General features: G+C 67.0%; 11 protein-coding genes. 3 read left to right on the top strand and 8 right to left on the bottom strand.

From position 1 onward, the window contains the following. Nucleotides 1-45: 45 nt before the first annotated feature. Together LU671_RS16000 and LU671_RS15995 are read left to right on the top strand one after the other, a co-directional pair. Nucleotides 46-1,113: a GNAT family N-acetyltransferase gene (locus LU671_RS16000; protein ID WP_232856205.1), complete on the top strand. Its 1,068-nt coding sequence runs from the start codon at nucleotides 46-48 to the stop codon at nucleotides 1,111-1,113. A 19-nt stretch (nucleotides 1,114-1,132) separates the two neighbouring features. After that, nucleotides 1,133-2,116, top strand: a complete 984-nt coding sequence (locus LU671_RS15995; protein ID WP_232856204.1) for a fatty acid desaturase family protein — start codon at nucleotides 1,133-1,135, stop codon at nucleotides 2,114-2,116. Nucleotides 2,117-2,227: 111 nt separating this feature from the next. Here LU671_RS15995 and LU671_RS15990 read toward each other — a convergent pair whose 3' ends face one another. The 5 genes from LU671_RS15990 to LU671_RS15970 all read right to left on the bottom strand — a co-directional run bounded on the left by LU671_RS15990 (nucleotide 2,228) and on the right by LU671_RS15970 (nucleotide 7,834). Further along, nucleotides 2,228-3,568, bottom strand: coding sequence for an LLM class flavin-dependent oxidoreductase (locus tag LU671_RS15990; RefSeq protein WP_232856203.1), 1,341 nt, complete (start codon nucleotides 3,566-3,568; stop codon nucleotides 2,228-2,230). Continuing rightward, nucleotides 3,555-5,099 (bottom strand): DHA2 family efflux MFS transporter permease subunit, encoded by a 1,545-nt coding sequence (locus LU671_RS15985; protein ID WP_232856202.1) that lies wholly within the window; start codon nucleotides 5,097-5,099, stop codon nucleotides 3,555-3,557. The genes LU671_RS15990 and LU671_RS15985 overlap by 14 nt, the downstream gene beginning before the upstream one ends. Nucleotides 5,100-5,169: 70 nt before the next feature. After that, entirely contained in the window at nucleotides 5,170-5,919 is a 750-nt protein-coding gene (locus LU671_RS15980; RefSeq protein ID WP_096050126.1) for a tRNA-dependent cyclodipeptide synthase, read from the bottom strand. Between the two features lie 5 nt (nucleotides 5,920-5,924). Further along, nucleotides 5,925-6,701, bottom strand: coding sequence for a 2OG-Fe(II) oxygenase (locus LU671_RS15975; protein WP_050705786.1), 777 nt, complete (start codon nucleotides 6,699-6,701; stop codon nucleotides 5,925-5,927). 233 nt (nucleotides 6,702-6,934) lie between these two features. Beyond that, on the bottom strand, nucleotides 6,935-7,834 hold the full coding sequence (locus tag LU671_RS15970) for an aliphatic sulfonate ABC transporter substrate-binding protein (protein WP_232856201.1): 900 nt from the start codon (nucleotides 7,832-7,834) through the stop codon (nucleotides 6,935-6,937). Between the two features lie 151 nt (nucleotides 7,835-7,985). On the opposite strand from LU671_RS15970, the gene LU671_RS29455 reads away from it, so the two are divergent. Beyond that, nucleotides 7,986-8,114, top strand: a complete 129-nt coding sequence (locus tag LU671_RS29455) for a hypothetical protein (RefSeq protein ID WP_269806752.1) — start codon at nucleotides 7,986-7,988, stop codon at nucleotides 8,112-8,114. Between the two features lie 41 nt (nucleotides 8,115-8,155). On the opposite strand, the gene LU671_RS15965 is transcribed toward LU671_RS29455, so the two are convergent. The 3 genes from LU671_RS15965 to LU671_RS15955 all read right to left on the bottom strand — a co-directional run bounded on the left by LU671_RS15965 (nucleotide 8,156) and on the right by LU671_RS15955 (nucleotide 12,806). After that, nucleotides 8,156-10,606, bottom strand: a complete 2,451-nt coding sequence (locus LU671_RS15965; protein WP_232856200.1) for a TonB-dependent receptor plug domain-containing protein — start codon at nucleotides 10,604-10,606, stop codon at nucleotides 8,156-8,158. A gap of 55 nt (nucleotides 10,607-10,661) precedes the next feature. Beyond that, complete coding sequence (locus tag LU671_RS15960) at nucleotides 10,662-11,156, bottom strand: RidA family protein (RefSeq protein WP_110737047.1); 495 nt, start codon at nucleotides 11,154-11,156, stop codon at nucleotides 10,662-10,664. A gap of 75 nt (nucleotides 11,157-11,231) precedes the next feature. Continuing rightward, complete coding sequence (locus LU671_RS15955) at nucleotides 11,232-12,806, bottom strand: flavin monoamine oxidase family protein (RefSeq protein ID WP_232856199.1); 1,575 nt, start codon at nucleotides 12,804-12,806, stop codon at nucleotides 11,232-11,234. Nucleotides 12,807-13,050: the final 244 nt, after the last annotated feature.

Genomic DNA, 13,050 nt, shown 5'->3' with positions numbered 1-13,050 from the left:
CGGTCACTGCATTCGTTCGCCTTCAATAAAGACAAAAGGTGCGTCATGACTGCGACCCGTTCGCCGCAAACGGCCGTTGCGCCGTTGCCGGAAACCGAATCACTGCGTTATCGCCCGGCCAGCCCCGCCGATATCGAAGCCCTCGCCGCGCTGTTCCAGCAGGTTTATGGGCAGACCACCCACCCCTGCCAGAACCCGGGCTATATCCGCCACTCCATGGGCAGTGGGCAACAACAGTGGTTCGTTGCCGAGGCCCAGGGCCAGCTGCTCGGTTGCTGCTGCATCGCCCGTCGCCCCTGGAACCGCTCGTGGGAAGTCTGCCACGGGGTCATCCACCCCGATGCGCGCAGGACCGGCGCCATCTCCAGCCTGATCCGCCTGGGCTTCGAGACCCACCGGCCCGAGCCCGTGGAACTGGGCTTCTACATCACCCGCAACATCGCAAGCCACAGCGTCATGAACAAGATCCGCCCCGCCGTGCTGGTGGGGCATGACGGCGGCCCGGACACGGTCGACGGCCTGCGCGAATATCACCTGACCGCCATCCAGCCGGTGCTCCAGGCCGGTTTTGTCCATGTTGCGCCCTGGTACGTGACCACCCGCGCCGCCGACTTCGTCCGCCGCCTGCTCTACCCCGCCCTGCGGCTCGGCGTCACCCCCGGCAGCTACCCGGAGACCTTCCTGAGCGGCCCCACCGGCGCCGAACGCCATGGCCAGCTCAGCTACACCCACGATCCCAAGGCCGGCGCGCTGATGCTGTCGGGCCAGTGCGGTCGCTACCTGTCAAGCCAAGCCGTGCTGGCGGAGCTGGGCGCACTGCTGCGCCAACATGCGCAGGCCGAGTACGTCAGCCTGGTGATCCTGGCCGACAAGCTGGAACTGCTGGCCAGCCTGCGCCGCCTGGGTTTTGCCATCACCGCCTACCTGCCGGCCTGGCACCTGGAGAACGGCACGCGCTACGACTGCCTCCAGCTGGTGTTCCAGGACTTCGACGTGGCGCCGCGCAGCCACGGCTTCGACGACGACATCGCCCGTTTCGACCTGGCCTACGCGCACCTGGCCAACAACCTCTGCAGCCTTCCCGCAGCCCCGGCTTCCAGGGCCGCCAGCTAACCGATCGGAGTTTTTGCAAGTGACCAAGGACCAATGGCTTAGTGTAAGAAAACAGATCCCCGACGGCGCCCGGGAACCCTGGACCGTGATGCTCTGGGTCGCCGACCTGCTGTTGTTGGCGGTGGCCTGGAACCTGTGGCTCGCCGACTCCACCGCCTTGCAGTTGCTGGGCCTGGCGCTGGCAGGCCTGGCCACCGTGCAGCTCTACCTGATCATGCACGAGGCGACCCACGGCGCCGCCTCGGCCAACCGTCGGCTCAACGACTTCATCGGCCACTGCGACGGCTGGCTGATCGCCTTGCCGTTCCTGGTCCGTCGGCGCTTCCACATGGCCCACCACACCTGGACCGCGCACCCGGTGAACGACCCGGAGAACCGCGGCATGATCGAGCGCTTCTCGGTGATGACGAAAAAGCAGGAGCGCACCCTGGAGTTCGTCTGGAAGCACTGGATCCCGATGATCGCCGCCAACCATTTCCTGCTCAACTGGCGCGCGCCGTTCATTGCCCGGGCCAAGGGCGACAGTTCGCCGAGGATTCTCAAGGAGATCCGCTTCGCCCGCCTGTACCTGGCCGGGTACCTGGCGGCGGCCGTGCTGGCCTGGAGCCTGGGGCACCTGCTGGACCTGGTGCTGTTCTACGGGATCACCTGGGTATTCCTGTTCTTCATGGTCGAGCTGCTCAACCTGCCGCACCATGCCGAGGCGCCGTTGCTTGCGCGGGACGCCGACCGCCTGCAGTTCTGGGAGCAGGACGGCGTGTCCCATGACTGCAAGGACCTGCCGCTGTGGTCGCGCTATGTGATCCTCAACTTCAACCTGCATATCGTCCACCACGCCTTCCCCTCGGTGCCGTGGTACCGGTTGGCCCAGGTGCAGAAGCTGCTGAGCGAGCATGAGGTCGGCCATGCGCCGTCGCAGACCCATGAGTGGGAGTTCGCGGTGAAGAACCGGCGGCGGCCGTTGTTGCAGCTGATGGGGCATTTCTTCGATCAGCGGGGTTGAGCTGCCCCTCCGGGTCAGTACAGGTATTCGTGGGAGCGGGCTTGCCCCGCGATAGCGTCAGTTCGCTAATGACGCCATCGCGGGGCAAGCCCGCTCCCACAGGCGCCATACTCAGCTCTGAAAATGTCGATTGGGCACATACCGCAGCCCCAGATTCTCCCGCAACGTACGCCCCTCATACTCACGCCGGAACAACCCCACCCGCTGCAACTCGGGCACCACCTGCCCGACAAAATCATCCAGCCCACCCGGCAGGTGGGTAAACAGCAGGTTGAAGCCATCCGCCGCCCCCTCCTCGAACCAGCAGGCCATCTCCTCGACGATCTGCCCCGGCGTGCCCACCAGCAGCCGGTGCCCGCCCGCGCCGAGCCTGGCCAGCAACTGCCTGGCGGTGGGCCGTTCGCGGCGGATCAGGTCCACCACCAACTGCTGGCGGCTCTGGTGCCGCTCGGTCAACGGCAAAGGGTCCGGCAGCACCACCGGGGCATCCGCCGGCAACTGCTCCAGGTCGATGCCGATGTCCAGCAGGAACGACAACGCCTTGAGCGCCGCCTCCGGATCCACCAGCGACTGCAGCTGCTCGTGCTTCTCCTGGGCTTCGCTGGCCGTGCGGCCCACCACCGGCGCCAGGCCCGGAAACACCAGCAACGACTCCGGCTCCCGCCCGGCCAGGGCCAGGCGCTGGTGGATGTCGGCGTAGAACGCCCGGCCCTCGCTCAAGGTCTGCTGGGCGGTGAATACCAACTCGGCGCTGCGTGCCGCCAGCGCCCGGCCGGCCTGCGAGGAACCGGCCTGGGCAATCACTGGCCAGCCTTGCAGCGGCCTTGGCGCATTCAAGGGACCCTGTACGCGAAAATGCTCGCCCTGGTGGTCGAGCACCCGCATGCGCGCAGGCTCCAGCCAGGTACCGGAGGCCTTGTCCAGCGGGAAGGCATCGTCCGCCCAGCTGTCCCAGAGCCCGGTGACCACATCGAAGAACTCCTCGGCGCGGGCGTAACGATCAGCATGGGGCAGGTGCGCCCCCTGGTTGAAGTTCTCGCCACCGATCAGCGCGGTCACCAGGTTCCAGCCGGCGCGGCCACCGGACAAGTGATCGAGGGAGGCAAATGTGCGGGCAATGTTGTACGGCTCGTTGAAACTGGTGTTGGCGGTGGCGATCAGGCCGATATGGCGGGTTACCACCGCCAGCGCCGGCAACAGGGTCAGCGGGTCCCAGCGCAGGCTGTAGGCGCTGCTGCGCAGCACCCGTGGGTCCAGCTCGCCGACGGCGACGTTGTCGTTGAGGAACAGCGCATCGAAACGCCCGCGCTCCAGGGTCTGGGCGTACTGCCGGTAGCGCTCGAAGTTGATCGAGGCATCGGCGTCGGCCTGCGGATGTCGCCAACTGCCGGCGTGAGCGCCGGCGCCGGAGAGAAAGGCGCCCAGCCGCAGGCGGCCGTCACGCCTTGCCATGGCTGGGCTCCTGGGCGGGCGCGGCGACTTTCGCCGTGCGCAGCAGCAAGGTCACGCCGCCCCAGACCAGCAACAGGCTGACGGCGAGGAACACCATCAGCGCCTGGTAACCGTCGAGGAACGCGGCATGCACCCAGCCCTGCAGGACATCGCCGCCCTGCCCCAGGTGCTCGGCCAACAAGGTCGCCCCCTGCTCCGGGGCAGCCGCCGCCCGGGCCAGCCAGCCGGTCTGCACGGGCACGCCGCTGGCGGCGGACAACGTATCGGTGGCCACCGCCCGGTACAACCCTACCCCCACCGCCAGCCCTAGCCCACCGCCGACATTGTGCAGGGTCATCAGCGAGCCCATGGCCACCGAGCTCACCTGCTGCGGCACCGACGAGATCCCCAGCACCGTCGAGGGCCCGAGGATGCAGGCCCAGCCCAGTCCCATCACAGCGAAGGCGCCCAACAGATGCACCAGCGAGGTGTGCTCGCCGAATGCTGCCTGCAGCACGGCGGACAGCACGAACAGCAGCAGCCCGGCCTGCACCAGCAGCGCCGGGCCCTTGCGGTCCACCAGGCGGCCCACCAGCGGCGACAGCAACGCCACCCCGAGCGTTGTCGGCAACAACAGCAGGCCGCTGGCCTGCACGCTCTCGCCACGGATCAACGCCAGGTACAGCGGCATGACGAAGAATGCCACGCAATAGAACACCGCCAGGCCGAAGCTGGCGGTGACCGCCGCGACGAAACGGCGGTTGGCGAACAGGCGCAGGTCGATGATCGGTGCATCGACCCGCAACTCGACGCCAACGAAGACCAGCAAGGCGAGCAGCGCCACCGCCAGCAGGCCCAAGGTATTGGCCGAGGTCCAGCCCCAAGCGGCGCCCTGGACGATCACCAGCACCAGGCTCGGCAAGCCCACCAGCAACAGCAGCGCGCCCAGCCAGTCGAGCCGCGCGCCCTCCTCGCCGGCCCGCGACTCGTCCGCCGCCACGGCGATGATCGCCAGGCTCAGCAGCACGAACGGCACGTTGACCAGGAAGATCCACTGCCAGCCGAAGGCGCTGGTGATCAGCCCGCCCAGCACCGGCCCCGCGGCAAGACCAATGCCGTTGACCCCGAACAGCACGCCGAAGGCCTTGCCCTGCTCCTCGCTGGCGAAGGTGGCCGCGACGATCGCCCCCGACGCGGTGTACAGCACCGCGCAGGCCAGGCCCTGGGCGACCCGGGCCGCCACCAGGGTGTCGATGCCGGTGGCCAGCCCCGCCGCCAGCGAGGCCAGTCCGAACACTCCCAGCCCGATATTCAGCACCCGTCGGCGGCCTTTCAGGTCGGCCAGCCGGCCGACCAGCACCATGGCGCTGGAAAGCGCCAGGATGAAGCCGTTGATCACCCACTGCAGGCTGTCCACCGAGGCGCCGAGGTCGGCCTGCAGCGCCGGCAGCGCGGTATTGACGATGGTGAAGTCGACGCAGCCGAGAAAACTGGCGATGCTCACACCGAGCAAAGCCCACCATTTGCGTTGCTGTTGCGCAAAAACGCCCATGGAAACTCCTGTTCCGGATTTCAGTATGAAGGCCGTCGTCCGTGTGGCGTGGGGCCGGGATTGCGAAGACTCAGATGGCAATGGCGCTGGCGGCCCAGGCCGGATGCGCCGCTCCTGGCAGGGTGAAGGGAATCGGGATGCCGCGCTTCTTGAACTTCAGCGGCAACCAGTGCACCCGCTCCGGCGCGTGCGGCTCGACCAGCAGGCGCCGGGCGGTGGCCATGGCATCGGTCATCTGCTGCGGGTAGATCACGTAGTCGTACCCCTCCTCGGCCCACTGCGGCAGGATGATCGGCACCTCCTCGAGGATGTACTCACGGCATTGGGCGGCAGCGCGCTCCAGGTCCGCCTCGGGGTCGCGCAATCGCAAACGCTCGATGAACACGCCGATGGTCGCCTCGATGGCGCCGCGCAGGTCCTCGCTGTCGCGGTACAGCTGGTTCACCTGCTGGCGCAGCTCGGCGTAGCGGTCCGAGGCCAGCTCCTGGTTCCAGCGGCTGATGCGCACCGGCGCCTCGAGCCCGGCCAGGTACTTGCGATTGCGCGCCAACCACGCGTCGCCGTCGCGGATCGACGCCGACAGCGCCTCGCCCGGCGACTTGCCGTGCTTGTTGTGGCGCTGCAGGGTGTCGGCCACCACCACCTTCACCTGGCTGAAGCCGGATTTGTTGATCAGGTGCACGGTGGAGCTGAGCTTGTGCTCCTCGTGGTATTCCTGGCCCACGCTGACCGCCAGCACGCAGCGCTTGCCGGTGAAGTCCAGTTCTTCGCCGCCCTTGTTGAAATAGGCTTTGAGGTTGATCGCTTCCACATTGCTCATGTCGCTTAGCTCCAGTAGGCCAAAGGCTGGTCGTCGCCGAAATAACCGATGAATACGCCGAGGGTGACCCGGGTGCTGGTGGCCGAAGGGCGCACCGCGTGGATCAGCCGCGGGTTGAGGAAGATCAGGTCGCCCGGCTCGGGCTTGACCACCAGGTCCGGCGGCGGCAGCAGGTGGCGCTCGATGCCGTAGGCGCGCTGGCCACGCAGGCGCTGGTATTCGGCCTCGTCCGGGTGCAGGTTCCAGATCTCCAGCTCGCCGCCGTCCTCGGGGATCTGCAGGTAGATGTTGGTCGACAGCTGGGTGAGCAGCCGCGGCTGGTGGTCGGCCGGGGCGTTGCGCGCCAGGTCGTCGGTATGCGGCGTGAGGTCGACATTGTTGCCCTGGAAGCGGGCAATGCCGACGAAGCACTTCTGCCCGTTCACATCCAGCAGCCGCGCCCCCTTGGGCCAGACCTCGTCGAGCAGCAGGCGCAGGTGATCGATGGGCGACGCCAGCGGGCCGAAGGCGCTGCGGATCTTGCGGATGTTGCCGATGGCCTGGCCGTGATACTCGGCGCGGCTGGCTTCGTCCTTGATCTCGATATAGGCCTTGCCCAGGCGCACGAACTCGGTCTGTTCGCTGAAGGCGCCGCGCAGTTCGTGATGGCTCAGGCGCTCCAGAGCCAGGGCCACGGTATCGGCGGGTGCGAAGCCTTTGATCAGGATGCCCAGTGTACGGGCGTGAATCACATCGTCTAACTGTGCGGCGGTCAACTCCTCGACCGTGGTAATTGTCAGCATGAACACTCCCTCGCCTATTCCTGAACGGTTTGACTGCACCTGTGATGGGCGGATAACCGGCGACATCCGATGGTCGCCAGGCCATCTTCAACAAGCGGCAAGCACTTGTGAAATATCGTTTTTCTCTAGCGTCAAAACTTTTTCAAAATATTACAGAGCAACTTCAACCATTATCAGCAATGCGCATGAACATTATAAAAATGACAACTTGGCTCATGTGTTACGGATAACTTTTACTGAACTTCCGGCGCCTCATTGAACTGCCTGTCCACCTGTTGTTCGGCAACGAAGCCCGGACCGATCACCCCCTCGTCCCGGTACAGCCTGGCGGTGTCGGCCAGGTCCCTGACCAGGGCGTCGTCGACTGCGACCCGGCGTGGCTGTGAATAGCGGTTCGAGCGCAAGTGCACTTCCAGTGGCAGCCCGCTCTGGCGGGCCTGGATCGCCGAGAATTGCTCGACATGAGCGTTGGCCCAGTCCCAGGCGCGGCCGACCCGATGCAGGAAATCCCGCAGTTGCGCCGGCTTGTCGCGAATCGCCGCGGGGTTGGCCACCAGCAGCATGTTGCCGGCGAACAAACCTTCGCCGCTGACCAGCACCCGCGTGCCGCCTTCGAGCTGGACCATGCTGGTGTACGGATCCCAGGTGGCCCAGGCATCGGCGCCGCCGTTGGCCAGCAGGCTGCGCGACTCGCCCGGCTGCAGGAACACGAACGTGGCGTCGCGGCCTTTATGGCCGCTGGCGCGCAATGCGGCCAGCGCCAGGTAATGGCCGATGGAGCCACGGGTGGTGGTGATGCGCCGGCCCACCAGCGACGCCGCGTCGGTCAGGGGTGAACTGTCGGGCACGACGATTGCCACCGCCGTGGGCGTCACCTGCAGGCGCACCACCCCGACGGTCTTGAGCCCGGCGCCGGCCGCCGTGGCGAACACGAACGGCGCGGTGCCCAGGGTGCCGATATCCACCGCGCCGGCCGCCAGGGCTTCGGCGGTGGGCGCGGCGGCGCCGAAGGCGGCGAACTCCAGGGGGTATGGCACATCCTCGAGCTCGCCGGCGGCCTGCAGCAGCACCTGCAGCGAGTTCTTCTGGCTGGAGACGCGCAGGGTTTCTTCGGCGTGTGCGATCCCCAGCATCAGGCACAGCAACCCCGCCAGGATGTAACGCCCCCTGAATCCCGTGGGAGCGGGCTTGCCCCGCGATGCAGGCAGCGCGTTGGATGGCACCGGCTCTGCCGGTGATCGCGGGGCAAGCCCGCTCCCACGCTCAATCATGCAGGAAACTCCCATGGCTGGCCGGCGTGTGACACGCCCGGCACAGCAACACGCCAGCGAGCCACGCCCCTGTGGGAGCGGGTTTACCCGCGAATGGCACACCGCGGTGGATGGCACCGGCCATGCCGGTGTTCGCGGGTGAACCCGCTCCCACAGGAAAGCCGTCAGCTTCGCGAGTACCCATCAGAACGCCAGGCTCACACGGCCGTAGTAGTACCCCCCACCCAGTCCATAAGGCGAGAACATGCCGTACTCGTAGGTCCCGGCCCAGGGCACGATGCCGATCTTGTCCGGGTACTTGTCGAACAGGTTGTTGGCGCCCAGCGCCACTGTGATGTTCTGGGTGAGGTCGTAGGCCACGTCGATATCGGTGATCCACTTGGCGCCGTAAGTTCGGTCGTTGGCCGGGATGTTCGAGCCTTCGGTGTACTCGCCGTAGCGGGTCAGGGTCAGGTTCACCGTCCAGTCGTCGACCTTGTAGTTGCTGTTGAGGATCCACTTGTCCTTGGGTGTGGCCTTGGTCAGGTCGATCTGCTGCTGGCGGTCGAACAGCACGTAGCCCGCGCCCAGGCTCGACAGGCTCGCCGGGGTGTCGGCCAGGTCGCGGATGCTGGTCTTGTTGTGGTTGTAAGCCAGGCTCCAGCGCACGGTGCCGTACTCGGCCAGCGGCTGGCGATACTCGGCCACCAGGTCGACACCCTTGGTGCGGGTATCGGCGGCGTTGGCAAAGTATTGCCCCGAGAGGTCCGGCGACAGGCCGTTGGCCACCAGGATGCTCGACACGGCGGGGCCGGTGAGCACGCCGGTCTGCAGGATGCGGTCGTCGATGTCGATCAGGTAGAAGTCGGCGGTCAGGCGCAAGCGGTCGGTGGGTTCGGCGGTGAAGCCCAGGCTGTAGTTGCGCGACTTTTCCGGCTCCAGGGTCTGGGCACCCAAGGCGATGGCCTCGGGCGAGCCTGGGCGCATCTGCTTGGTGCGCGCCGTGCTGGTGCTGCCGCCGGCGCCGAAAATGGTCACCGAACTGGTCGAGGAAAACACGTTCTGCGCCAGCGACGGCGCGCGGAAGCCATTGCTCACCGCGGCCCTGACCGCATAGCCCGGGGCGAACTCGTAGCGGGTGGTGAACTTGCCGCTGACGGTCTCGCCGACCTCCTGGTTGTAGCGCTCATAGCGCAGGGCGAAGGCGCTGTACCACTGTGGGGTGAGGTTAATACCGAAGTCGACATAGGCCGCGCCGCTGTGGCGGATCATCTGCCCGGCGTCCTCCGGGGTGGTGCCGTTGACCGAGAACAGCCCCGGGTCCGGGCGCCGCCCGGCCAGCGGGCCGCTGGGGATCACATAGTCGCCGTAGTTGTAGGAATTGGGTTCGCCCTCGGTAAGCTCGTACTTCTCCCAGCGGTACTCGACGCCGAACGAGGTTTCCAGCGGACTGCTCCAGCCGATGTCCAGGGCCCGGCTGAAATCCAGGTTGGTGGTCCACTGGTCGAAGATCTCGTCGGTCAGGTGGAAGCGCCGCTGGCTCAGCAAGGGGTCGTTGGACAGGTTGAGGTTGTTGTCGGTGTACAGCTTGGCCTTGTCGCGGCCATAGGTGGTCGACAGGTCCCAGTCCCACTCGGCGGCCAGGCCCTTGAGGCCGGCGAGCACTTGGTAGTCGGTCTCCTCCACTTCGCGGGTGGCCTGGCCGCCTTTCGGATAAGGCGCGTTGGGCAGCCAGTTGGTGGCGGTGATGTCGGTGGGCGCGCGGTGGCCGAGGACTTTCTTGCCGTCGCGGTAGCTGAGGGTGGAGAACGAATACAGCTTCAGTTCCTCGCCCAGCGGCAGTTCCAGGTTGTAGGCGCCACTGTAGGTGCGGTCGCGGCCCAGGCCGTATTCCTCGCCCCAACCGTGACGCTCTGTCAGGCGCGGGTCGGGCTGGCCGTTGGCCAGGGTGGTGAAATTGCCGCGCACGGCGCCGGCGCGGTCGTAGGGCTCCTGCACCTTGGCGTCGAACGACAGGTTGAGGAAGCCGCCGTCACCCAGGCCGAAGCCGGCATTGGCCGCCTCATGGCCGCTGGTGCCGTCGCCGGCGTAGTACTGGCCGAGCGAACTGTCGGAGGTGATGCCCTCGGCATCCTGCTTGAGGATGATGTTGATCACCCCGGCGATGGCGTCGGAGCCGTACTGCGCCGCCGCGCCGTCGCGCAGCACCTCGATGCGCTCGATCGCCGCGGTGGGAATCAGGTCGAGGTCCACCGGCACCGCGGCGGTGCCGACCCGGGCGTTGTTGTTGATCATCGCCGTGTTGTGCCGGCGCTTGCCGTTGACCAGGATCAACACCTGGTCGCCGCCCAGGCCGCGCATGCTGATGCCGCGCACCAGGAATGCAGTGCCGCCGCCGTTGATGGTCGGCGCGTTGAACGAGGGCAGCAGGCGCGTGAGCATGTCCTTGAGGCCGTTCTGGCCGCTGGTGCGCAACTGCTCGCCGGAAATCACGTCCACCGGCACCGGGCTGTCGGTCACGGTGCGCTGCTGGCTGCCGCGCACGCCGGTCACCACCACGGTGGACAGCGCCGGGTCTTCGGCGGCCATGGCCTCGCCAGCCAGGCTCAGGGCCAGGGCGGTGGCCACGGGGGAAAGCTTGAAGGTCTTGGGCATCTGCGGATATTCCTTGTGGCGACCATGGCCCGGCCGCCGCTATCGGGTTCGGGGTTCAACGGGCCTTGGCGGCGACCGCCTCGACTTCGATCAGGGCGCCGGGCAACACCAGCCCGGCCACCTGCACCGTGGTGCGGGTCGGTTTCAACGGTTGACGGTCATTGCCGAAGAACTGGCGGAAGCCGCGCTGCAGGCCGTCGAAATCCATGCGTCCCTGCAACCCCGGGTCGCCCACCAGGTACACCCGCAACTGCACCACGTCGCCCAGGCCCAGCCCGCGCGGCGCCAGGGCGGCCTCGACCTTGCGCAGCACCGCCACGGTCTGCGCCTCGGTGTCGCCGCTGGCGCGCAGCTCGTCCTTGGCCGCCTTGGGGTCGGCCGGGTCGGGCAGGATGCCGGAGACGAAGGTCAGCGCCGTGCCCGGCGGCAGGGTCGCCGACTGCAGGATCGGCGAGTTGGGATAGGTCGAGGGGACGCGCTCGATATCGGCGGCCTGGCTGGCCGCGGCGAACAGGACCCCCAACCCCAGAAGGGCGTGCTTGAAAGGCATGGCGAAGCTCCACTGATGTGTAGGCGCCAGCCTCGGAGGTCCGCTACCTGGCAGATGGTTTTAGTTGTGTAGTAGTCAGGCTGTCTGCCGGCTCTGCGAGGTGCCCTGGGCACGCTCGCACAGGTTGCGCACCACCCGCCGGGCGGCTCCGGCAGCGGTTTCCTGCCAGATACCGATACCGCTGTGGGCCAGGGCGTCGCTGGTCAGGTGCACCCGGCCCTGGGCCTGGTTGAGCAGGTCGTAGTCGGCGTCGGCCAGCGGGTGGCTGATCCACGGCCCGAGGCTGTGGGGTATGCGCCCCCAGTCCACCACCAGCGGTTTGCGCAGTTCGTGGTCGTGGCCCGGGTGCAGCAGCTCCACGGCCTGGCGCGACAGGGCGATCTGCTCGGCGACCGACTTGTCGGCAAACTGGCGGGCGGTCTCGCCGTTGTTGTAGGCGGCGACGAGAATGCCCTCGGCCTGGTTGAAGCCGCCGCTGGGGTACCACAGCCCGGACGACGCCTGGTTGATGAACGACAGGCCGCCGTAGATCTGGTAGTCGGTCTCCCAGAAGCGCCGGGACTGCCAGGCCACCTTGTTGGCGTGACCGAACTGCACGGCGGCGATGGCCTGGCGCACCGGGGCGCTGAAGTTGCTGTCGAGCTTCGCCAGCAACGGCAGCGGCAAGGCGATCACCGCATAGTCGCTGGTGATGCGCTGCGGCTGGCCATGCTGCTGGTAGCCGATCTCCACCCGGTCGTCGAAATGGCGAATCGAGCGTACCTCGGCCCCCAGGCGCAGGGCATCCTGCAGGTGGCGCTGGAACGCCAGGGGAATGCGGTCCATGCCGCCCACCGGCTGGAACATGGTCGGCGAGAACTCCGGGTACTCGTCGATCATCAGCGCCGTGCCCAGCGCCGGGTTGAGCAAGGTGCGCAGGGGCAGCGGGTCGTTGCGCAGTGCTTGCTGGTCGCCGGCCCCGGGCCAGACCTTGTAGCCCGAGCGCGCCGAACCCAGGTACTCGAGCTTCTCCGACAGGTCGCCCCAGGTGCGCAGGAAGCCCAGCAGGTTGCGCCGGTCGTCCAGGCTCAACTCCTGGTCCAGGGCCTGGCGGTCGACGGCCTTGGCCAGCAGTTCGGCCAGGTGCCCGCGGCTGTCGTTGACCGCCTGGCGGATCTGCATCGGTGGCTGGTCGAGGTCGGGACGCACCAGAGCGTTGCGGCTGGTGTTGACCAGCACTTCAAGCTCCACCCCCAGTTCGCGGCAGTAGCCGAGCATCAGCTGATGATGGCTGGGCAACCGGCCAGGGCCGGCGTTGAGGTAGAAACCATCGTCGAACTCGACGGTCTGCACGCTGCCATCGGTGAACGCGACCCGGTCACCCCGGCGCACGGTCCAGTTGCGCCCGCCGACCCGCTCGCGGGCCTCCAGCAGGGTGACGGCAAAGCCGGCCTTGCGCAGCTCGTAGGCGGCCACCAGGCCGCCGATGCCGGCGCCGACCACGGTGACACTGGCGCCCTGCCCGACACGGGCCAGCGGCAGCTGGGCGTAGTTCTCCTGGCCGGCCCGCGCCGGGCCCAGCGACCCGAACAACCCCAGGGCCGCCGTGGCGGCTTGCAGGCCACCGACCATACCGATACGGGCAATGAGCTGGCGTCTGGTCAATGGCATCGCGGGCACTCTCCCTGGTCCACGGTTATCGCTTTCGGTTATGACTTGATGTTTTCAAGCTACGAAAACGCTCTATGTGGAGCCATCCTAGAGAGCGGGATGAGCTAAGAGAAATACATTTTGAGCATATGCAAATATTAAAATGTGTAATGTCTTAAGCTTTGCATGCTGCGCAGAACGCATAATTATTTTGAAACACCTGCTTTTTTGTAGGAGCGGCCTTGTGCCGCGAAAGGGCCGCAAG

This window comes from Pseudomonas sp. NMI760_13, assembly GCF_021283245.1.
GTDB classification, from domain to species: Bacteria; Pseudomonadota; Gammaproteobacteria; order Pseudomonadales; family Pseudomonadaceae; genus Aquipseudomonas; species Aquipseudomonas peradeniyensis.
Note: the sequence above shows the minus strand (reverse complement) of the source record. Positions and strands in the feature narration are given on the sequence as shown.